At 63.5% G+C, this 20,781-nt stretch carries 21 protein-coding genes and 1 riboswitch; of the genes, 15 read left to right on the top strand and 6 right to left on the bottom strand.

Annotation, left to right across the window (positions count from 1 at the left end):
• Positions 1 to 100 precede the first annotated feature (100 nt).
• Complete coding sequence (gene recQ / locus ACTG4J_RS02865) at positions 101 to 2,143, top strand: DNA helicase RecQ (protein WP_439136991.1); 2,043 nt, start codon at positions 101 to 103, stop codon at positions 2,141 to 2,143.
• On the opposite strand, the gene ACTG4J_RS02860 is transcribed toward recQ, so the two are convergent.
• The gene (locus ACTG4J_RS02860) at positions 2,140 to 3,318 is read right to left on the bottom strand and encodes an AI-2E family transporter (protein ID WP_439136990.1); all 1,179 of its coding nucleotides are present in this window, start codon (positions 3,316 to 3,318) and stop codon (positions 2,140 to 2,142) included. The genes recQ and ACTG4J_RS02860 overlap by 4 nt on opposite strands.
• A gap of 144 nt (positions 3,319 to 3,462) precedes the next feature.
• Between ACTG4J_RS02860 and yaaA the strand changes: the two genes are divergently transcribed.
• Entirely contained in the window at positions 3,463 to 4,245 is a 783-nt protein-coding gene (yaaA, locus tag ACTG4J_RS02855; protein WP_439136989.1) for a peroxide stress protein YaaA, read from the top strand.
• 63 nt (positions 4,246 to 4,308) lie between these two features.
• Here the strand turns inward: yaaA and ACTG4J_RS02850 are convergent, their stop codons facing one another.
• The 3 genes from ACTG4J_RS02850 to ACTG4J_RS02840 are packed head-to-tail and all read right to left on the bottom strand — an operon-like array spanning position 4,309 to position 5,723.
• Positions 4,309 to 4,533, bottom strand: a complete 225-nt coding sequence (locus ACTG4J_RS02850; protein WP_439136988.1) for a hypothetical protein — start codon at positions 4,531 to 4,533, stop codon at positions 4,309 to 4,311.
• Positions 4,530 to 5,174, bottom strand: a complete 645-nt coding sequence (locus ACTG4J_RS02845; protein WP_439136987.1) for a ChrR family anti-sigma-E factor — start codon at positions 5,172 to 5,174, stop codon at positions 4,530 to 4,532. The genes ACTG4J_RS02850 and ACTG4J_RS02845 overlap by 4 nt, the downstream gene beginning before the upstream one ends.
• Positions 5,175 to 5,183: 9 nt before the next feature.
• Positions 5,184 to 5,723 (bottom strand): sigma-70 family RNA polymerase sigma factor, encoded by a 540-nt coding sequence (locus tag ACTG4J_RS02840; RefSeq protein ID WP_439137021.1) that lies wholly within the window; start codon positions 5,721 to 5,723, stop codon positions 5,184 to 5,186.
• Positions 5,724 to 5,951: 228 nt separating this feature from the next.
• Here ACTG4J_RS02840 and ACTG4J_RS02835 point away from each other — a divergent pair, with 228 nt between their 5' ends.
• The 11 genes from ACTG4J_RS02835 (at position 5,952) to ACTG4J_RS02785 (ending at position 16,382) form a co-directional block, all read left to right on the top strand.
• Positions 5,952 to 7,244, top strand: a complete 1,293-nt coding sequence (locus tag ACTG4J_RS02835) for an NAD(P)/FAD-dependent oxidoreductase (protein WP_439136986.1) — start codon at positions 5,952 to 5,954, stop codon at positions 7,242 to 7,244.
• Complete coding sequence (locus ACTG4J_RS02830; protein ID WP_439136985.1) at positions 7,241 to 8,002, top strand: DUF1365 domain-containing protein; 762 nt, start codon at positions 7,241 to 7,243, stop codon at positions 8,000 to 8,002. The genes ACTG4J_RS02835 and ACTG4J_RS02830 overlap by 4 nt, the downstream gene beginning before the upstream one ends.
• Before the next feature lies 1 nt (position 8,003).
• Positions 8,004 to 9,233: an MFS transporter gene (locus ACTG4J_RS02825; RefSeq protein ID WP_439136984.1), complete on the top strand. Its 1,230-nt coding sequence runs from the start codon at positions 8,004 to 8,006 to the stop codon at positions 9,231 to 9,233.
• A gap of 12 nt (positions 9,234 to 9,245) precedes the next feature.
• Positions 9,246 to 9,983 (top strand): SDR family NAD(P)-dependent oxidoreductase, encoded by a 738-nt coding sequence (locus ACTG4J_RS02820; RefSeq protein ID WP_439136983.1) that lies wholly within the window; start codon positions 9,246 to 9,248, stop codon positions 9,981 to 9,983.
• 67 nt (positions 9,984 to 10,050) lie between these two features.
• Complete coding sequence (locus ACTG4J_RS02815) at positions 10,051 to 10,365, top strand: DUF3775 domain-containing protein (RefSeq protein ID WP_439136982.1); 315 nt, start codon at positions 10,051 to 10,053, stop codon at positions 10,363 to 10,365.
• Between the two features lie 58 nt (positions 10,366 to 10,423).
• The gene (locus tag ACTG4J_RS02810; RefSeq protein ID WP_439136981.1) at positions 10,424 to 12,232 is read left to right on the top strand and encodes an adenine deaminase; all 1,809 of its coding nucleotides are present in this window, start codon (positions 10,424 to 10,426) and stop codon (positions 12,230 to 12,232) included.
• A 78-nt stretch (positions 12,233 to 12,310) separates the two neighbouring features.
• Positions 12,311 to 13,795, top strand: a complete 1,485-nt coding sequence (locus ACTG4J_RS02805) for an AMP nucleosidase (RefSeq protein WP_439136980.1) — start codon at positions 12,311 to 12,313, stop codon at positions 13,793 to 13,795.
• Between the two features lie 133 nt (positions 13,796 to 13,928).
• Positions 13,929 to 14,219, top strand: coding sequence for an HU family DNA-binding protein (locus ACTG4J_RS02800; RefSeq protein ID WP_439136979.1), 291 nt, complete (start codon positions 13,929 to 13,931; stop codon positions 14,217 to 14,219).
• Between the two features lie 86 nt (positions 14,220 to 14,305).
• Positions 14,306 to 15,184, top strand: a complete 879-nt coding sequence (locus ACTG4J_RS02795) for a DMT family transporter (RefSeq protein ID WP_439136978.1) — start codon at positions 14,306 to 14,308, stop codon at positions 15,182 to 15,184.
• A gap of 58 nt (positions 15,185 to 15,242) precedes the next feature.
• Positions 15,243 to 15,956: a cytochrome c biogenesis CcdA family protein gene (locus tag ACTG4J_RS02790; protein WP_439136977.1), complete on the top strand. Its 714-nt coding sequence runs from the start codon at positions 15,243 to 15,245 to the stop codon at positions 15,954 to 15,956.
• A gap of 21 nt (positions 15,957 to 15,977) precedes the next feature.
• Positions 15,978 to 16,382: a thioredoxin family protein gene (locus tag ACTG4J_RS02785; protein ID WP_439136976.1), complete on the top strand. Its 405-nt coding sequence runs from the start codon at positions 15,978 to 15,980 to the stop codon at positions 16,380 to 16,382.
• 15 nt (positions 16,383 to 16,397) lie between these two features.
• Here the strand turns inward: ACTG4J_RS02785 and ACTG4J_RS02780 are convergent, their stop codons facing one another.
• Together ACTG4J_RS02780 and aroC are read right to left on the bottom strand one after the other, a co-directional pair.
• On the bottom strand, positions 16,398 to 17,057 hold the full coding sequence (locus tag ACTG4J_RS02780) for a hypothetical protein (RefSeq protein ID WP_439136975.1): 660 nt from the start codon (positions 17,055 to 17,057) through the stop codon (positions 16,398 to 16,400).
• Between the two features lie 227 nt (positions 17,058 to 17,284).
• Positions 17,285 to 18,385: a chorismate synthase gene (gene aroC, locus ACTG4J_RS02775; protein WP_439136974.1), complete on the bottom strand. Its 1,101-nt coding sequence runs from the start codon at positions 18,383 to 18,385 to the stop codon at positions 17,285 to 17,287.
• Positions 18,386 to 18,480: 95 nt separating this feature from the next.
• Positions 18,481 to 18,587: riboswitch (TPP riboswitch) on the top strand.
• 46 nt (positions 18,588 to 18,633) lie between these two features.
• On the opposite strand from aroC, the gene thiB reads away from it, so the two are divergent.
• Both thiB and ACTG4J_RS02765 read left to right on the top strand, forming a co-directional pair.
• Positions 18,634 to 19,620 carry a thiamine ABC transporter substrate binding subunit gene (thiB, locus tag ACTG4J_RS02770; protein WP_439136973.1) on the top strand — a complete coding sequence of 329 codons (987 nt, stop codon included), beginning with the start codon at positions 18,634 to 18,636 and terminating at the stop codon, positions 19,618 to 19,620.
• Positions 19,596 to 20,781, top strand: a 1,186-nt coding sequence (locus ACTG4J_RS02765) for an ABC transporter permease subunit (RefSeq protein ID WP_439136972.1), incomplete at its 3' end; no start/stop codon positions are given. The genes thiB and ACTG4J_RS02765, both read left to right, overlap by 25 nt.

The following is a 20,781-nucleotide window of genomic DNA, read 5'->3' as shown; positions in this document are numbered from 1 at the left end:
TGCCCCCCTGATCTGGCCCCAAGCCCTTGTTAAGCCCGTCTCAACATGTGAGAGTCCATAAAAATCGAGCAAATCTTTCGAGTTTCCGACAGGCGACCCCATGCAGGACGCGCACGCGCTTTTATCCTCGGTCTTCGGCTTTTCCGCCTTTCGCCCCGGTCAGGCCGAGATCGTGGAGGCCGTGGCCCGCGGGCGCAATGTGCTGGCGATCATGCCGACCGGCGGCGGCAAATCCTTGTGCTTCCAACTGCCCGCGCTGATGCGGGATGGCGTGACGGTGGTGATCTCGCCGCTCATTGCCTTGATGCGTGATCAGGTGCGCGGCTTGCATGAGGCGGGCGTTGTCGCGGGGGCTTTGACCAGCGGCAACACGGCAGAAGAAACCGATGCGGTTTGGGCCGCCCTCGAGGATGGGAGCCTCAAGCTGCTCTACATCGCGCCCGAGCGGCTGGCGTCGTCGGGCACGGAACGGATGCTGCGTCGCGCGGGCGTGTCGCTGATCGCCGTGGACGAGGCGCATTGCGTTAGCCAATGGGGCCATGATTTCCGCCCCGATTACCTGCGGATCGGGGAATTGCGCCGCGCACTCGATGTGCCGCTGGCAGCCTTCACCGCCACGGCGGATGCCGAGACGCAGGAAGAAATCGTGACCCGGCTTTTCGACGGCGCTAAGCCCGAAACATTTCTGCGCGGGTTCGACCGGCCCAATCTGGCGCTGGCCTTCGAGGTGAAACAAAATCCGCGCAGCCAAATCTTGTCATACGCGGCCGCGCGCAAGGGGCAGTCGGGCATCGTTTATTGCGGCACCCGCGCCAAGACCGAAACGCTGGCACAAGCACTGGCTCAGGCGGGCCACAGCGCCTGCCACTACCATGGCGGGATGGAGGCCGAAGATCGCCGCATCGTCGAGAACCGCTTCGCCACCGAGGATGGGCTGATCGTGGTGGCCACGATCGCCTTTGGCATGGGCGTGGACAAACCCGATATCCGCTGGGTGGCGCATGCCGATCTGCCCAAATCGATCGAGGGCTATTATCAGGAAATCGGTCGCGCGGGCCGCGATGGTGCGCCTGCCGACACGATGACGCTTTATGGCCCCGACGATATCCGCTTTCGCCGGTCCCAGATCGACGAGGGGCTGGCCCCGCCCGAGCGCAAGGCCGCCGATCATGCGCGGCTGAATGCGCTTTTGGGTCTGGCCGAGGCGCTGGGCTGCCGCCGTCAGGTGCTCTTGGGCTATTTCGGCGAGGCGGCCGATCCTTGCGGCAATTGCGATCTGTGCCAGACCCCGCCAGAAACCTTCGATGCCACCACGCCCGTGCGCAAGGCGCTGTCGGCGATCTTGCGCACCGGGGAATGGTTCGGTGCGGGGCATCTTATCGATATTCTGACAGGCAATCTGACCGACAAGATGCGCGAACGTGGCCATGACACCCTGCCCACCTTCGGCATCGGAACCGAGTTCGACACGCGCGGCTGGCAGGCGGTGTTTCGCCAGATGGCCGCCCATGACCTTGTGCGCCCCGACCCCGCCCGGCACGGCGCGCTGCGCATGACCGAAGCGGCGCGCCCGATTTTGCGCGGCGAGGCGGGGATCACCCTGCGCCATGACACGATCAAATCCGCCCCCCGTCGCCCGCAGGTCAAGATGCTGGTGGGTGAAGAAGATGCACCGCTTCTCTCGGCCCTCAAGGCCAAGCGCCGCGCTTTGGCCGAAGGCGCGCGCGTGCCCGCTTACGTCATCTTCACCGATCGCACCCTGATCGAGATGGCCGAAACCCGGCCCGCGACGCTGGATCAGATGGCGCGGATCACCGGGGTGGGGGCATCCAAGCTCGAGAAATACGGGGCACAGTTCTTGGCCGTGATCACGGGCGAGCAACCCGATGACCTGCACCCGGCGCGGCGCAAGCTGGCGGGGCGCGACTCTGGCTCGCTTTATGATCGGCTTTTGGCGGTGCAGGCCGATCTTGCGCGCGGTGAGGCGGGCATCGACAAGCCCGTCACCTGCTCATCGGCGCAACTGGCGAAGCTGGCCGAGATGCGGCCCGCCGATTTGTCCGGGATTGTGCGCCTCTTGGGGGATCGTCGCGCCGAACGTTTTGGCGACGCCTTTCTCGAGGTGCTGCGCGAGGCCGGTTAATCCGACAGCTTGCGCCCCTTGCTTACCCGGTCCGCCCCGGCCGTGGCCGCCATGCGGGAGGCGGTGAAGCGGTTGGGCAGATCCGTATCGAGATCGGGCAACCCCTCGCGCGACAGCAACACCGCCATGGGGCGCAGCTCTGACACATGGCTGCACACGATCATCGCCGCCACCATGATCGGCACCGACAAGAACATCCCCGCGATCCCCCAGACCGACCCCCAGAAAGCCAGCGCCACGATGATGCCAAAGGTCGATAGCCTCAGTGCGCGGCCCATCAGCCACGGGTCGATGATATTGCCATTGAGGAATTGGATCACGCCGACCGCGAGGAAAAACGCAAGCGTCGGCGCTGGCTCGCCCAATTGCACATAGGTCACGAACGTGGCCAGAACCGTCGCCACGATCGAACCGACATTGGGAATGTAATTGAGGATAAAGGTCAAAATGCCGATCGCCACTGCCAATTCCAGACCGAACAGCATCGCGACGCCATAGACCATCAGCCCCGTCACCGCGCTGACCAATGTCTTGACCAAAAGGTAGTAGTTCACCCGCCGCATGATGGTGCCGATGATGCGCTGCGCATGGGCCGCGCGCTTGGCATTGCCGCCCATCAGGCTGGTCAGCTTGACATCGAACCACAGCCGCTCGGCGAACAAGAAGCCCACGAACAAGATCACCAGAACGGTGCCTTGCATCAAACCCCCGGCCTGACCCGCCAAGGCGCCCAGATAGCCCTGCACATCAATGCTGCGGATGGCCGATGCGATCGCTGTCTCGACCTCGGGGCCCATCCACGCGAAGAGATCTGCCGCCGCTGCGGGTGCGCGGTCGGTATAGGTCAGGGTCGTGGCGAGAACGGTGTTGATCTGTGACAAGATGAGCGAGCTGAGCATGAACAACCCGGTCGAGATCAGGGTGACGGCCGCAAGGCTCGCCAACCAATTGGGAATACCCAGCGGCCCGATCTTGAGCCGCGCGATATAGCCGATGGCATCGCTGGTCAGGCTGAAGACGATGATCGCAACGGCGAGCGATGTCAGCAAGAACCGCGCCTCGACCAACAGGAACAGGATGAGCGCCCCGGCGATGATCACCAGCGCAGCGGTCTGCACGCGGTTGCGGCTTTGGGCGCGTGTCGGCGCGCGTTCTGATCTGGTATCGTCGTTCACTTTGGCCCGGCCTGTCTGTCCAAGCGATACTGGAACGCGGCGCGTGCAATCTCAAGCGGTGATATGGGCCCCGCGCGGGTTGCCCCGCCTTGCCCATGGCGCTAGGTCCAACAATGACCCAGAGATCGAACCGGAGGATGGCCCTTGCTCATCGTGATTTCCCCCGCCAAACGCCTCGACTGGGCCACCCGCGAGGTGGATATGACCGCGCCGCGGTTTCATGACGAGGCCCGCGCCTTGGCGCAAACCGCCCGTGGCCTGAGTGCGGCGGACCTGTCCGATTTGATGGATATCTCGCCCGCGCTGGCAGAACTCAACGCCGAGCGGTTCCAGCAGTTCGCGCAAGACGCCGACGATCTGCGCCCAGCCGTGCTTGCCTTTGCCGGTGACACCTATCAGGGGCTTGAGGCCGCAAGCCTAGACGCCGACGATCTGCGGTTCGCGCAAGATCGGCTATCCATCCTTTCGGGTCTATACGGCGTGTTGCGCCCGCTAGACGCGATCCGCCCTTACCGGCTGGAAATGGGCAGCAGGTTGGCGACTGAAAAAGGGCCCAATCTTTATGCCTATTGGGGTGACAAACTTGCTTTCGCGCTGAACGCGCAAGCGCACGAGATGAGAACCGACACGCTTATCAACTGCGCCTCGGTCGAGTATTTTTCGGCCGTTGATCGCGATGCACTGTCGCTGCGGGTGATCACGCCGCAGTTTCTCGAGGATAAGCCGGGCGGTCCGAAGATCGTCAGCTTCCATGCGAAAAAGGCGCGCGGTGCGATGGCGCGCTTTATCATCACGCGGCGGCTGACCGATCCGGCGGCGATCTTTGATTTCGATCTGGGTGGTTATGTCTACGCCCCAGCGCTCAGCACGGCGGAAAAACCGGCCTTCTTGCGCTCTGCCGATGCGGCATCTGCCAGCGCGGCTTGATGGGGGCGGGGATGCGCGCGTGACGCGGGCCATAGACGGCCCTTGGCGCCGTCTATCGGCGCGTTATCCACGCAAGAGCCGCACCGCGCTCCAGATCGCAGAGCCGCCGAAAAACGCGGTGCCGATGATCCCGATTTCCAGCGAGGCGATGCCGCCGATCCCATTGGTGGCATAGGCCCCGATCAACAGCGCCAGACCCAAGAGGCTGATGGCCAAGCGCAGCTTCAATTCACCGCGCGAGGGCCCGAATTTGTCGTGATTGCCCATCGGCGCGTGGCGGTGGTTCAAATCCGCAAGAAGACTTGCGCGATCCGCGGCAAAAGCCCGTCGAAACGCAGCCGCCCATCGGTCGCCACAAGGCAGATGCAATCCTCGCCATCATCGTCGGCGATGGGCGTGTGATGCGTCTGTTGACCGGCCACTTCCAGATCGCCGCGCTGAAAATGCCCATCTTCCGAACTATACCCGCCTTGCAGCACCAGCGTCATCTCGGTGCCGCGATGGCTATGTTCGGGCATGGCGTGACCGGCGGGAATATACAAAAGCCGCGCGGTCGCATCGCCATCGCTGCAAATCACCGCCTGTTTGGTGCCGCGCGCGATGGCTTTCCATTTCACCGCGCCGGCGTCGCCGCCCACCATGCTGCGCAACGGCGCAGGAAACACGCCGCCCATCGGCGCGCTGCGCTCGGTCGGGCCCATGCGCGAGATCTTGGCAAGCGTCTGTTCCAGACTGTCGGGGGCCAATTCGGCCTCGCTCAGATCGGCGAGAACGGCACCGCCCAATTCCTCGTAACCCGCAAGGCGGACACGCGCGTCGTCATTCAACGAAACATGGGCTGCAACAACCAGATCGAAGGCTTGGGGCAGCACGCCAGCGGCGTAGCCCATCAAGAGATCATCCGGAACATGATGGCGAATGGCGGGCATCCGGCCTCCTCAATTCATTGCGTGGCGCAACCTTTCCAGCGCCAACCTAATGCGGGACTTGATCGTGCCAAGGGGTAATCCTGTCTCGGCAGCAATTTCGCTGTGCGTGAGATCGCCGAAATAGGCCCGTTCGATCAATTCACGCTGTTTTTTCGGAAGCTTGCGGACCGCTTCGGCAAGTTTCGTGGATTCTTGTTGCAGTGCGATGGCGTCGGCTTGATCCGGCGCATCCTCGGGGCCCCAGGGCAGATCTTCGGGTTCGGGGCGCGCATAGCGGCGCAGCAGGTCGATCTTGCGGTTGCGCGCAATGGTAAAGATCCACGTCGCGACGGATGCCCGCGACGGGTCGTAAAGATGCGCTTTGTGCCAGAGCGTGGCCATCACGTCCTGCATGCACTCCTCCGCAAGGGCGTAGTCTGCCCCCGATTTGATCAAGAAGGCTTTTACCCTCGGTGCGAAGTGTCGGAACACTTCGGCAAAGGCCTTCTGATCTTGGTGTCGCGCGATGGAGGCCATGCTTGCCACCCAATGCGCTTCTGTCTTTTCCATTGCCGTCACGGTCGGGTCACGCCTTTCTGACTGACGCATAAAAGAGATGGCCGGTACCATCCCCCACAGGGCGTCAGCTGGCTGTTCAGCGTGGTCGTTCGAGGACAGCATAGCGCGTTTACGGGATTATCCCTAGACTGGATCAAAACTAATTTCTTTGATCTGCTTGATGTTGCTCCGCGTAACCATAACAACGCGCTTTACGATACTTTTAAGGGGACATCGCCGATGCCATTCGAACAACCGGCCGCCGCGCCGAAACGCATCGCCGTGATCGGCGGCGGAATCTCGGGCATGGGGGCTGCCTACCATCTCGCTGATTCGCACAGCGTTACCTTGTTCGAGGCCGAGCCACGCCTTGGCGGGCATGCCCGCACGATCGTGGCGGGAAAGCGTGGCGATCAGCCGGTCGATACCGGCTTTATCGTCTTCAACTACGCCAATTATCCCAATCTGACCAAGCTTTTCGCAGCACTTGATGTGCCGGTGACGAAATCCGACATGAGCTTTGCGGCCTCGATCGGGGGCGGGCGGATCGAATACGGGCTGCGCAGCCTTTCGGCGCTCTTTGCGCAAAAGCGTAACCTCGCCAACCCGGCCTTCCTGCGCATGGTGCGCGACCTGCTGCGCTTCAACGCCGAGGCGGAAAAGGTCGCAAGCGACGCCACCATCACGCTGGGCGAGCTGATGGAACAGATGCAGATGGGCCGCTGGTTTCGCGACTACTACCTGACGCCAATTTCCGGCGCGATCTGGTCCACCCCCAAGGAAGAGATCATGGATTTCCCCGCGCAGGCCTTGGTGCGGTTCTTTCGCAATCACCACCTGATGCAGGCGACCGGCCAGCACCAATGGTGGACGGTGCAGGGCGGTTCGATCGAATATGTTACCCGGCTGGAACAGGCGTTGTTGGCAAAGGGTGTCGATATCCGCGTGGCCACCCCGATCAAGACTGTCAAGCGCAGCGGCTTGGGCGTCGAGATCTTGTGCGAAGGGCATTGGGATGTCTTCGACGAGGTAGTTTTCGCCACCCATTCCGATGACAGCCTCGCCATGCTCACCGATCCGACGCCTACGGAGACGGCGGCGCTGGGTGCGGTGCGCTACCAGTCAAATTCCGCCGTGCTGCACGCCGATGCCAGCGCCATGCCCAAGCGGCGCGTGACATGGTCGTCGTGGAACTACACCGAGCGTCCCGGCCACGAGGGCGGACCGATCGACCTGACCTATTGGATGAATTGCCTGCAGCCGATCCCGGAAAGCGACCCGCTTTTCGTGACCCTCAACAGCCGTGGGCCGATTGACGAGAGTTTGATCTATGACACGGCCACGTTCCGCCACCCGGTCTATGATCTGGCAGCCTTGGCCGCACAAGGAACGGTGCGGACGATGAATGGGCAGAATAATACATGGTTCTGTGGTGCATGGATGAAGAACGGGTTTCACGAGGATGGTTACGCCAGCGCGCTCGACGTTGTCGCGGCGATGGCCGCGCGCGATGCGGCGCGCATGGCCGCATGAGCCAAGTCGCGCATATCGCGGCCTCGACCTTTCACGGGCGCCGCGGTGCGGTGGAAAACGCTTTTACCTACTCCATCGACTATGTGCTGCTCGATGCCGAAGACCCGAAACCGCGCGCGCCATGGCTTTTCGGGCGTAACCGTGCCGGGCTGACATCGCTGCATGACAGCGATCATGGTGGCCCGCCCAAACACGGGCGCGGTGCGCCTTGGGCGCGCGATGTTCTGGCCGCCCATGATCTGGCGGGTGTGACATCGGGGCGGCTGATGCTTTTGGCGCAGCCGCGGATGCTTGGTCATGTGTTCAACCCGGTGTCGTTCTGGCTGGCTCATGACGATGCGGGAGAGCTGCGCGCGGTGATCGCCGAGGTCTCGAACACGTTTGGCGACCGACACAGCTATCTTTGCGCCCATTCCGATCAGCGCCCGATCACCCGCGAAGATTTGCTGAGCGCGCAGAAAATCTTTCATGTTTCGCCCTTTCAACCGATCGAAGGCGGTTACAGCTTTCGTTTCGATATCCGTCCCGACCGGCTGGGCATCTGGATCGATTACAGCACGGATGGCGAGGGGCTATTGGCCACGCTGACGGGCAAGCGCCGCGCTCTGTCGACATGGGCGATCTTGCGTTCGACCTTGCGCCGGCCCCTTGGCGCGCGCCGTGTGCTGGCGCTGATCCATTGGCAGGCGCTCAAGCTCTGGTGGAAGGGCGCGCGCTACCGCGTGCGCCCCGCCCCGCCGGAGCAAGATGTTTCCTGAGATGGCCCAAGCCCCCTCGCGCATGGGTTACGCGGTTTTTGCCGCTATGTTGGCCGCCGCGGGACTGCCCATCTATATCCATGCCCCCAAGGTCTATGTCGATGAGTTCGGCGTCGGGTTGACCGCGCTAGCGGGGGTCTTGTTCGCGCTGCGCCTGTTCGATGTGGTGCAAGACCCGGTCTTGGGTTGGCTGGCGCAACGCTTGCGTGGTGCGCGCGCGCTTGCGGTGGCGGGCGGTGTCGCAGTTTTGGCCGCCTCCATGTTCGGGCTTTTCGCGGTGACGCCGCCCATCGCGCCGATCTGGTGGTTCGCGCTGATGATGACGGGGCTGTTCTCGGCGTTTTCGTTCTTGACCATTTGCATGTATGCTCAAGGTGTTGCCGCCGCGCCCCGGCTTGGCCCGCAAGGCTATCTGCGCTTGGCTGCGTGGCGCGAAACTGGCGCGCTTCTGGGCGTATGTGTAGCGGCTGTCGCGCCCACGGTGCTGGACGCCACGGGCGATCCCTACGGCAATTTCGCGCTTGGCTTTGCCGGGCTGTGTCTGACCGCGCTGTGGCTGATGCGGGCGCAATGGGGCGCCAGCCTTGTGCCCGCTGACAGTGGCTTTCGCATCGTGCTGGCCGACCCCGTGGCGCGGCGGCTGTTGTTGGTGGCGCTGATGAATGCGGCCCCCGTCGCCGTGTCATCGACGCTGTTTCTCTTCTATGTCGAAAGCGTGCTTCTGGCCCCGGGGATGGAGGGGCCGCTGTTGCTGTTGTTCTTCCTTGCCGCCGCCGCCAGTGCGCCCATCTGGTCACGGGCTGCCGCGCGGTTCGGGGCGCGCGCCATGCTGCTTACGGCGATGGGATTGGCGATTGCCGCATTCTCGGTCGTGCTGACGCTGGGACCGGGTGACACAGTTGCCTTTGCGCTGGTCTGCCTTGTCTCGGGCGCCGCACTCGGCGCGGATTTCGCGCTATTGCCCGCGCTGTTTGCACGCCGGATGGAACAGATCGCGCCCGAGGCTGCGGCGGGTTTCGGCCTATGGGCCTTCGTGTCCAAGCTGACGCTTGCCTTTGCCGCCGTGGTGCTGTTGCCCGCGCTTGACGCCGCGGGGTTCCAGTCGGGCGACGAGAACCCGCAAGGCGCGCTTGATCTTTTGACCTATCTCTATGCGTTGGTGCCTTGCGTGCTGAAGCTTGGGGCCATGGCGGTGCTGGCCACCACGCCGCTGCCGAAACAGGCGATCTGAAAGGGTGAGTTGATGCGGGATTTCAAAGGCAAACGCTATTGGCTGGTCGGCGCCTCCGAGGGGTTGGGCCGCGCGCTGGCGCTGAAACTCAGCCAAGCGGGGGCCGAGGTGATCTTGTCGGCCCGCTCGGCTGAGCGTCTCGTGGCGCTTGCGGCCGAACTGCCGGGGCGCTGCCATGTCGTCCCGATGGATGTTTCGGATCGCGACAGCGTGCAACTGGCCGCACAAGAGGTGGGCGAGATCGACGGGTTGGTGTTCCTTGCGGGGATCGCCACGCTCCTCAAGGCGCAGGAATGGGATGCCGACAAGGTCGAACAGATGTTGGATATCAACCTGACGGGTGCGGCACGGGTGATTGGGCGTGTGATCGGGCCGATGGTGGCGCGCGATGCGGGCCATATCGTGATGATCGGGTCGCTCTCGGCCTATCGCGGCCTGCCGGGGTCGATCGGCTATTCCGCATCAAAGGCGGGGCTGATGGCCTTGGCGGAATCGATGCATGGCGACCTGCGCCACACCAATATCCGCATCCAGCTGGCCAATCCGGGCTATATCCAGACGCGGATGCAAGATGACAACCCACATGCCAAACCCTTCATCATGTCACCCGAGACCGCCGCGCAGCAGGTGTTCGAACAGATGAACACCGATGTCTTCCACAAGGCCTTTCCGTTCGGCTTCAGCCTGCTGTTTCGGCTTTCGCGCTTCCTTCCGACGCGCCTTTACGAGGCGATCTTCTTCCAGCGCTAGGTTGATGTCGATCAAGGACGCAAGGCCAACGCCCATGCCCAATAGCCCCATATAGGGAGGGCAAAGCATGGAACTATCACCGCAACAGGTGGCGCAGATCGTCTTGATGGGTCACGAGCTTGACCGTGCCGAGGGCGAGCTTCGCGCCTTCATCGACGCCATGCCCGAGGATGAGCGCGCCGAGCTTGTCGCGCTTTACTGGATCGGGCGCGGCAGTTTCGAGGTGGAGGATTGGGAGGAGGCGGTCGCCACCGCGCTGGCCGAGGCGACGACCCCCACCGCCGATTACCTGATCGGCAGCCCGCATTTCCCCGATCATCTGGAAGCCGGTGCCGAGGCGATGGAAATTGACATCACCGATGTCGAGGAAGACCTGCTTTAGGGGGCTGCGTCACTCAAGCGTCACTTGCCAGCTTGGCGGGGATCGGCAAGATTGGGCCATGCAAACGCCCAATCCCTTTCCCGCATGGCCCGATGTGGCCACCGACCTTGTCGCCACCGCCGCGGGGCGCGCGCCCGCCGATCTGGTGCTGCGCGGTGGCCGCGTCGTTCTGGTGCAGACGCGCGAGGTGATGGAGGGGTGGCAGGTGGCGATCCGCCATGGCCGTTTCGCTTATGTCGGTCCCGACGCCAGCCATTGCATCGGACCCAAGACCGAGCTGGTCGATCTGGGGGGCCGCTTCCTGATCCCCGGCCTGTGCGATGGGCATATGCACATTGAATCCGGCATGCTGACCCCCGCCGAGTTTGCGCGCGCGGTCATCCCGCATGGCACGACCTCCATGTTCACCGACCCGCATGAGATCGCCAATGTGCTTGGCCTGCGCGGTGTGCGGCTGATGCATGACGAGGCGCTGATGCAGCCCGTCAACATCTGGACCCAGATGCCCAGCTGCGCGCCCTCTGCCCCCGGGCTGGAGACCACGGGCTACGAGATCGGCCCTGATGATGTGGCCGAGGCGATGGGCTGGCCCGGCATCATCGGATTGGGCGAGATGATGAATTTCCCCGGCGTGGTGGCGGGCAGCCAGCAGATGCTGGCCGAGATCGCGGCGACCCAAAAGGCGGGCAAGACGGTGGGCGGGCACTATGCCTCGCCTGATCTGGGGCCGGCGTTCCATGCCTATGCGGCGGGCGGCCCGGCCGATGATCACGAAGGCACTTGTGAGGATGACGCCGTGGCGCGGATGCGCCAAGGGATGCGGTCGATGATCCGGCTGGGCTCGGCTTGGTTCGATATCTCGGCCCAGATCACCGCGATCACCGAACGCGGGCTTGATCCGCGCAACATGATCCTTTGCACCGATGACTGCCATTCCGGCACCTTGGTGCATGAGGGACACATGAACCGCGCCGTGCGGCACGCCATTACCTGCGGTTGCGATCCGCTGGTGGCGCTGCAAATGGCCACCATCAACACAGCCACCCATTTCGGGCTGGATCGCGAGATCGGCCAGATCGCACCGGGGCGGCGAGCGGATATGATCGTGACCTCTGACCTTGCATCGCTGCCCGTCGAAGCCGTCTATGCGCGTGGGCGGCTGGTGGCAGAGGGCGGGCGCTGTCTGGTCGAGTGTCCGCATCTCGACTGGCCCGCCGACACGCGCGACAGCGTGCGCTTGGGCAAGCGCCTTGGGCCTGAGAATTTCGAGATCGCGGCTCCCAAAGGCGCGGCCGAGGTACGGGTGCGCGTCATCGGCGTGGTCGAGAACCAAGCCCCCACCGAGGCGCTGGAGGCCGACTTGCCAGTTCGGGCGGGCATCATCGAGGGGCAGGCGGGCGTGGCCCAGATCGCGCTTGTGGAACGCCACCGCGCGACAGGCGAGGTGGTGAACGGCTTTGTCTCGGGCTTCGGCTATGATGTGCCGATGGCCATAGCCTCGACCGTGGCGCATGACAGCCACCACATGATCGTCGTGGGCACGGATCGCGCGATGATGGCGCAGGCCGCCAATCGGCTGGCCGAGGTCGGCGGCGGTGTGACCGTGTGGAAGGACGGGGCCGAAATCGCGCTGGTCGAACTGCCCATTGCGGGGCTGATGTCCGACAGCCCGGCGGCCGAGGTGGCAGGCAAGGCACAGGCGATGGTCGCCGCGATGGCCCAGTGCGGCTGCACCCTCAACAACGCCTATATGCAACATTCGCTTTTGGCGCTGGTCGTCATTCCCGCCTTGCGGATTTCCGATCTGGGGCTGGTGGATGTGACGCGTTTTGCGCTGACCGATCTGGTCGTGCAGGAAAATCCGTGATGGCGCGGTGCTGTCTGGCCATCGTGCCGTCACGGCGCATCTTGCCGTGAAGCGCCCCTCGTCATTAAAGATCATGAGATGAAAAACAAATCCGCCCGTATCCTCAGCCCCGATCAAGAAAAGCAGCGCAAGCTGTTCGACACTGCCGATGCCGCCGTCGTGCATCTTCAGGCGCTTTACACACAGGCGGCGCAGTTCTTGTGCGAGCGGTTCAGCGCAACGCTGCGCGATGGCGCGCCCGATGATACGCGCTTTCGTGCCTTTTACCCCGAATTGCGCATCACCACGACAAGCTACGCCTTGACCGACAGCCGGTTAAGTTTTGGTCATGTGGCCGAGCCGGGCAGCTATGCCACCACGATCACGCGGCCCGATCTCTTCGGCAATTATCTACGCCAGCAGATCGGGCTATTGATCAAAAACCACGGCGTTTCGGTCGAGGTCGGCCCCTCGCTGACGCCGATGCCGGTGCATTTCGCCGTCGCAGGCGATAGCGCGATCACCGTCCCGCAGGAGGGCGCTGGCGATTTCACCCTGCGCGATGTCTTCGATGTGCCGGACCTGTCCACCACCCATGACGACATCGTCAACGGCTTGGGCTTTACCTATGAGGACGGCGCCCATCCCTTGGCGCCTTTCACAGCCCAACGGGTCGATTACTCGCTCGCGCGCATCTCCCATTACACCGCAACCGACCCCGCGCATTTCCAGAACCATGTTCTGTTCACCAACTACCAATTCTACGTCGATGAGTTCGAAGGGTATGCCCGCGCCATGCTGGCCGACCCAAATAGCGGCTACACAAGTTTCGTGGCGACCGGGAATGTCGAGATCACCGACCCCGCGGCACCCATCGCCCACCCCCCCAAGATGCCGCAGATGCCGACCTATCACCTGAAGCGGGCGGATGGGAACGGGATCACGCTGGTCAATATCGGGGTGGGGCCGTCGAACGCCAAGACCGCGACCGACCATATCGCCGTTCTGCGACCGCATGCCTGGGTCATGGTCGGCCATTGCGCGGGCCTGCGTAATTCGCAGCGGTTGGGCGACTTCGTGCTGGCCCATGCCTATCTGCGCGAGGACAAGGTGCTTGATGACGATCTGCCGGTCTGGGTGCCGGTGCCGGCGCTGGCGGAAATCCAGGTGGCGCTGGAAAACGCGGTCGCCCATGTGACCGAGCTTGAGGGCTACGAGCTCAAGCGCATCATGCGGACGGGGACGGTCGCAAGCCTCGACAACCGGAACTGGGAATTGCGCGATCATACCGGCCCAGTGCAACGCCTGTCGCAGTCGCGTGCCATCGCGCTCGATATGGAAAGCGCCACGATCGCGGCCAACGGGTTCAGGTTCCGGGTGCCTTACGGGACGCTTCTGTGCGTGTCCGACAAGCCGCTGCATGGGGAATTGAAGCTGCCCGGCATGGCGTCGGACTTCTACAAATCCCAAGTTTCGCGGCATTTGCTGATCGGTATTCGCGCGATGGAGACACTGCGCGATATGCCGTTGGAACGCCTTCACAGCCGAAAATTACGCTCTTTCGAAGAAACAGCCTTCCTTTAGGGGGAAAAAACGACATGGAAGCCGTGTTTTTGGGCTTTTTCTGCACGCAAAGCGTTGTGTGCTGCCACAATATTCGGTTACCTTTGCGCCAACGGGCCCTAGGGCTCGGGCAGTATTCAGGAGAACAAGACCAATGGCACAGAAACCCATGACCAAAACCCAGCTCGTCGCCGCACTCGCGGAAGAGATGGGCTCGGACAAGAAAACCGCAACGGCAGCGATCGATGCGGTTTCCGCAATCGTGACCAAGGAAGTCGCCGCTGGCGGCGCCGTCACCATCCCCGGCATCGGCAAGATCTATTGCCGCGAGCGCCCCGTTCGTATGGTGCGCAACCCCGCCACCGGCGAAACGATCAAGAAAGATGCCGACAAGCAGGTGAAAGTCACCGTTGCCAAGGCACTCAAGGACAGCGTCAACGGCTGATTGCCCTGACGTAGCTTTCGTGAAAGGGTCGCGCCCAAGATGGGCAGCGGCCCTTTTTCTTTTCTGGGCCGGGACCGACTGATATCATGGATTTCCGCGCGCTACTGGCAGGCCTTGTCTTTGCCTTGATCTGGTCGTCGGCCTTTACCTCTGCCCGCATGATCGTCGAGGCGATGCCGCCGATCACGGCCCTGTCCATCCGCTTTTTGATCTCGGGGCTTATCGGAATGGCGATCGCGCTGGCCTTGGGGCAAAGCCTGCGCCTTGGTCCGGGGCAATGGCGTGCGGTGATCATCTTCGGCATTTGTCAAAACGCGCTTTATCTCGGGCTGAACTTCGTCGCGATGCAATGGATCGAGGCGTCGCTTGCCGCGATCATCGCCTCGACCATGCCCCTGCTGGTCGCGGCGGCCAATTGGGGTATTTTCCGCGAGAAGCTACCGCTTTTGGGTGTCGCGGGGCTCACCGCGGGGTTTTGCGGCGTGGGGCTGATCATGGCGCAGCGTTTGGGGGGCGGGGCCGACCTGACGGGGATCGTGCTGTGCCTGATCGCGGCGGTGGCGCTGACGGTGGCGACCTTGGCGATGCGGGGTGCGACAGGCGGCAATGGCAATTTGCTGATGGTGGTGGGGCTTCAGATGCTCGTCGGTTCGGCGGCGCTGGCACCTTTCGCGGTGCTGACCGAAAGCTGGTCGGTCGATTGGTCCATGCGCCTCATCCTGGCTTTCGTCTATACGACCTTGATGCCGGGGCTGGTGGCGACGCTGATCTGGTTCTGGCTGGTGCGCCGTATCGGTGCGACGCGGGCGGCGACCTTTCACTTCTTGAACCCGGTTTTCGGCGTGGCCATCGCTGCCCTTCTCTTGGCCGAAGGGCTAAGCTGGGTCGATGCGCTGGGCGTGGGCATCGTGGCGGCGGGTATTCTGACCGTGCAATTGGTCCGCGTCCGCCCCGCCCAAGGATAACAGCACGTTCACGGATTTGTCGGATGACAAGCGGTGGATCTGCCCGCATGACAATGCCATGGAAATTATCTTCGCATATGGTGCGGGGCTTTTGACCCTGATCAACCCCTGTGTCCTGCCGATCCTGCCCATCGTCTTGGCGGGGGCGTTGCAGGCCAGCCGCTGGGGCCCCTTGGCCTTGGCGGCGGGGATGGGGCTCGCCTTTGTCACCTTGGGTTTCGCCGTGATCGCCGCGGGCCATCTGGTCGGTTTGACCGAGGCGCGCCTTGCCCAAGCGGGGGCGGTGGTGATGATGGCCTTCGGCCTGATCTTGCTGGTGCCGCAGGCCTCGTCGCGCTTCGCCTTGGCCACGGCGGGCTTTGCGGGACGGGCCGACACCGGCCTGCGCAACAGCAGCTTGGATGGGTGGCAGGGCCAATTCCTTGGTGGCTTGATGCTCGGCGCGGTCTGGAGCCCTTGTGTCGGCCCGACGCTGGGTGGGGCAATTTCCTTGGCCAGCCAAGGCCAAGACCTTTTTCGCGCCTTTTTCATCATGGTCGGTTTCGCCTTTGGCATCGGCACCGTGATCGTCGCCTTGGGCTATGGCGCGCGGGGTGCGCTCCGCCGCCATATGGGTGCGTTGCAGCGCCTTGCCGCTGCCTCGCGCCCGATCTTGGGCGGTGTGTTTTTGTTCGTCGGCCTCGCCATCATGATGCGTTGGCATCACATGGCCGAGGCATGGCTACTCGACCGGATGCCGGTCTGGCTGCAGGATTTGTCCGTCGCTTTGTGATGTCTTGAAGGAGTATCAATCATGCCCACGCGTCGCCAATTCATCATCGGGGCCGTAGCACTTGGCCTATTGCCCTTGGGCCGCACCGCCCAAGCGATGATCGATTATACACCCGGTCTTGTGACCGAGCGCCTTGCCGCGGGAGAGACGGTTTTAGCCGATTTCTCGGCCGAGTGGTGTTCGACCTGCCGCGCGCAAGAGCGCGTCATTACCGCCTTGCGTGCCGCCAACCCCGCCTATGATGCCGCCATGACATTCGTGAAGATCGATTGGGACAACCACGGCACCGGCGCGCTGTCGCAAAGCCTGCGTATTCCGCGCCGCTCGACACTTGTGCTTTTGCGTGGCGATCAAGAGTTGGGTCGCGTTGTCGCAATCACGGCCGAGCCCGAGATCCGCGCCCTGCTGGACCGCGCGCTGGCCTGACGCGCATGGGTTGACCTAGCGGTCGGCCGCGATCACCATGAGGTTGTCGATCGCCCACATGGGCGGTTGCGCCTCTGTTGCCGGGTCGGCTGCAGGCAGTGGCACGATCGACAACCGCAGCTCGGAGGCTGCGGTTGTGACTGCCAGCTCTACCGACAGCCGCGTTTCTTCAAGTCCCGGCCCGGTCTCAAAACCCAATTCCTGCGGGCCGTCCAAGCGGGTTTGCAAGACGATGCCGTCACGGCTCAACACCTCGGTACGCTGCGCCGCGATCAGGTCGGGTTGCGCCGAAAAGCTTTGACGCAAAACCGGTGTGCCATCGACGGAGAGTTCAAGCCGCTCAAGCGTCCAAGCGTCGATCGCGATCAAATCCATCGTCACGATGCTACGCTGTGTCTGAGCTGGAAGGGCGATCCGACGCGTCATGGGCGCATCGGCGGGCGCGGCCAACCAGATCGCACCCAGCCCGACCTGTGTGTCATCGCGCTGACCACTCGACCAATCGGGTTCGGGGCTTGTTCCGAGATCCTCGAACATGATCAATCGCTCGGTTTCGGTCAAAGCCCTGAGGCCACCGATCTTTGTCCCGAATTCCGCTACCGCATAGGATGGTACCGTGCGGATCAAACTTGCCGCCAACAGCGCCAAAGCCATCAATCCAACCGTGACCAGCATCCAGTCAAGATTGATGACACGCGGTGATTTATATGGGCGCTGAGAGACCCCCATGAGCAAACATCCAACTTCTTCCCCAGTTCCGACGTAATCGCGGCCAAATGTGGCGAAAAAGGGGCAGGGATCGGGTGCTTTCAGAGCAGTGTTTTCAACTTGCGCACAATCCCCGGCGTGAACCGGGATTATGCGCCTTATCCCGGGTTCACCGTCGGGATTTCGACCCGATCTCAGCCGATCTTGCCACGATTCTCGCCGATCTGCCCGCGATGCAGCAACACGTGATCGAGTATCACGCAAGCCATCATCGCCTCGCCCACGGGAACGGCGCGGATACCCACGCAAGGGTCATGGCGGCCCTTGGTGACGATCTCGGCGGGCTCACCCGATTTCGTGATCGTCTGGCGCGGCGTTAGGATCGAGGAGGTCGGCTTGACCGCGAAGCGCACCACGACATCTTGCCCGGTGGAAATGCCGCCCAAGATGCCGCCTGCATGGTTCGAGCCATAGACAGGTCCATCCGGCCCCATGCTGATCTCGTCGGCATTTGCGCTGCCGGTCAGCGCCGCCGACGCCATGCCATCGCCGATTTCCACGCCCTTGACCGCATTGATCGACATCATCGCCGCCGCCAGATCGGTGTCCAGCTTGCCATAGATCGGCGCACCCAAGCCGGCGGGCACGCCACGCGCCACCACTTCGATCACAGCGCCCACGCTGTCGCCTGATTTGCGTAAGCCATCGAGGTAATCGGCCCAATCGGCGGCAGCCTGCGCATCAGGTGTCCAGAAGGGGTTCTGCGCGATCTGGCTCCAATCGAACCGCTCGCGGTCAATGCCATGCGGGCCCATCTGCACCATGTAGCCCGTGATGCTCACCCCCGGCATCATATCGGCCAACACGGCACGCGCCACGCCACCGGCGGCCACGCGCGCAGCGGTTTCGCGCGCGCTTGACCGCCCGCCGCCGCGCGGGTCGCGGATGCCGTATTTCTGCCAATAGGTGATATCCGCATGCCCCGGGCGAAACTTTTCGGCGATCTCGCTATAATCCTTGGATCGCTGGTCGGCATTGCGGATCATCAGCTGAATGGGCGTACCGGTCGATTGTCCCTCATAGACGCCCGAGAGGATTTCCACCTCGTCGGGTTCGCGGCGCTGGGTGGTGTATTTGTTCTGCCCCGGTTTGCGCTGGTCCAGCCAATGCTGGATCGCCGCCGCCTCGATCGTCACGCCGGGCGGGCAGCCATCGACCGTCGCGCCAAGCGCCGGCCCATGGCTTTCGCCCCATGTCGTGACACGGAAAAGGTGGCCGAAACTGTTGAGGCTCATCGCGCGATCATCCCTTGCATCCTTGCAAAGTGGCGTAACGGTCCGCGACGAAAATGCCAAGTCGCTTGCACATTTCCGGCGCCGCCACTAGGTGTTGTCGCACCTCGGGGTGGCCTGTTTGGCCTGAGATGCGCAAAGCGATGCGCGACCCGTTGAACCTGAACCGGTTAGGACCGGCGGAGGGAAGGTTTGCGGGTCATGATGACATACCCCACCTCACTTCGCCCGTCGCAATGGAGGAGTGAGAAATGAAACACACCATCATGGCTGCGGGACTGTCTGTTGTCGCGGGGGCTGCGTTCGCGCAATCCCCGGTGCTGATGGTCTACACCTATGACAGCTTTGTCTCGGATTGGGGCCCCGGCCCCGCGATCGAGGCTGCGTTCGAGGCGCAATGCGCCTGTGACCTGCAATTCGTGGGCGCGGGCGATGGCGCAGCACTTTTGGCGCGGTTGCGGCTGGAGGGGGACGCTACCGATGCCGATATCGTGCTAGGCCTCGATACCAACCTGACGGCGGCTGCACGCGCGACCGGGCTATTTGCACCTCATGGTGTCACGCCCGAGGGGCTGACCCTGCCTGTCGCATGGGATGACGCGGAATTCCTGCCTTTCGATTGGGGTTATTTCGCCTTTGTGCATCGCACGGACCTTGCCGATGTGCCGACTTCCTTCGCAGCGCTTGCCGCATCCGACCTGTCGATCGTGATCCAGGACCCGCGTTCCTCGACCCCCGGTCTGGGGCTGTTGATGTGGGTGCAGGCCGCGCATGGCGATCAGGCGGCTGCGATCTGGGAGGGGTTGGCCGACAATGTCGTCACCGTCACACCCGGCTGGTCCGAGGCCTATGGCCTGTTCCTTGAAGGCGAGGCCGACATGGTGCTGAGCTACACCACATCGCCCGCCTATCACCTGATCGCGGAAGAGGATGCGGGCTACACCGCCGCCGCCTTCGACGAGGGGCATTACATGCAGATCGAGGTGGCAGGGATGCTTGCGGGTAGCGATCAGCCGGAACTGGCCAAGGCTTTTCTGGAATTCATGCTCTCGCCCGAATTCCAGACGGTGATCCCCACAACCAACTGGATGTATCCCGCCGCCCTTGATCCGGGATCGCTTCCCGATGGGTTCGAGACTTTGATCCAGCCTGAAACGGCCCTGCTCGTGGCCCCGGATGAGGCCCCCGCAATGCGGGATGCGGCCTTGGCCACATGGCAAGCCGCGCTCGCCCGCTAGGCGTGATGCATTGGACGGGCGCGGCTTTGGTCGCGCTCGTCGCGCTATGCGTGCTTGTGCCGCTTGCCGCCGTGATGGCGCGCGCCGATTGGCCGCCCGCCATTGGCCCCGGCGATCTGGCAGCGATCCGGTTCACCCTGTTGCAAGCCGCCCTTTCGGCGCTGTTCAGCCTTGCCCTTGCGGTGCCGGTCGCACGCGCGCTGGCCCGGCGGTCGTTTCCGGGGCGCGCGCTACTGGTGACCCTGATGGGCGCGCCGTTCCTTTTGCCCGTCATCGTGGCGGTGCTGGGCCTATTGGCGGTCTTTGGCCGCGCGGGGTGGCTGAACGATGCGCTGGCGGGCATCGGGTTGGGGCGGATCGATATCTACGGCCTTCAAGGCGTGGTGCTGGCGCATGTGTTCCTGAACCTGCCGCTTGCGGTGCGGCTGATCTTGCAAGGCTGGCAGGCGATCCCGGCCGAACGTATTCGCCTTGCGACCGCGCTGGGGTTTTCCACCCGCGACATGCGTCGCCATTTCGAGCGCCCGCTTCTGCGCGCCGTTCTACCGGGGGCGGGGCTGTTGATCTTCCTCATCTGCACCACGAGTTTCGCGGTCGCGCTTATCCTTGGCGGCGGGCCGCGCGCCACGACGGTGGAGCTGGCGATCTACCAAGCCTTTCGCTTCGATTTCGACCTTGGGCGCGCCGCACTTTTGGGGGTGATCCAAGTGGCGATCTGCGTGGCCGTGGGCGCGCTGGCCTTCGGCGCGATCCGTCGCCAAGAGCTTGGCACCGGCCTTGACCGCCCGCCAATGGCTTGGCCGGGCGATGGGGCGCGCGCCCGGCTTTGGGATGGGGCGGCGATCACGGCGGCGGGGCTGTTCTTGCTTTTGCCAATGCTTGCCGTGCTGTTGCGGGGCCTGCCCGCGCTGTCCGGCCTGCCGCCGCAGGTCTGGGAGGCGGCGCTGCGATCGCTCGTTTTGGCGCTCGCCTCCACCATGCTGGCTTTAGCCCTCGCTCTGCCCATTGCGCTCTTGGCCGCGCGGCTGGCCCGGCCGGGGCTGGTCGAGATACTGGCCTTTCTCACCATCGCGGTTTCGCCCTTGGTGATGGGCACGGGGCTGTTCATCCTGATCCGGGCGGTGGCCAACCCGGTGGCCCTTGCCCTGCCCATCACGGGGC

The sequence above is a fragment of the Roseicyclus sp. genome, assembly GCF_965662675.1.
Lineage (GTDB): Bacteria > Pseudomonadota > Alphaproteobacteria > Rhodobacterales > Rhodobacteraceae > Roseicyclus.
The sequence above is the reverse complement of the archived record's forward strand: the minus strand, read 5'-3'. Positions and strand labels throughout refer to the sequence as shown.